The organism is Thiorhodococcus mannitoliphagus, from assembly GCF_010915725.1.
GTDB classification, from domain to species: domain Bacteria; phylum Pseudomonadota; class Gammaproteobacteria; order Chromatiales; family Chromatiaceae; genus Thiorhodococcus; species Thiorhodococcus mannitoliphagus.
In genome coordinates this window covers 1-314 of the sequence record NZ_JAAIJR010000518.1, presented here as the reverse complement: position 1 = coordinate 314, position 314 = coordinate 1, and the positions used below count along the sequence as shown (strand labels likewise).

Annotated in this window: 1 pseudogene; it reads right to left on the bottom strand. The window is 61.5% G+C overall.

Annotated elements, in window-relative coordinates:
* A pseudogene (locus G3480_RS29785) lies at nucleotides 1-314 on the bottom strand (IS66 family transposase); the annotation flags it as partial.

Sequence of the window (314 nt, the reverse complement as noted above, 5' to 3'; positions counted from 1 at the left end):
AGCGCTTGGCACAGCGCGCGCGGCAGGCCCTGATCGCGCCAGTACGTCAGCGCCTCGTCATTGAGGCAATAGACGGGTTCGCCCGCTTGCAGGAGCTGGAGAAAATTGATTCGGCTCTTGCTCTCGGTACTGGAGAACCAGGCGAAGAAGTCATTGCCGATCTGCGTGACGTAACCGTTGCGTCCCTGATGGCGCGCCCCCGAGTCATCGACCGTGATGAAGGCGCTGACATCCAGACCGGCCGCGAGCAGTTGATCCTTCTCGGCGAAAAACGCCTCGTTGTTTGCGCTGAGGAGCGCATCGATCTGCCCCAC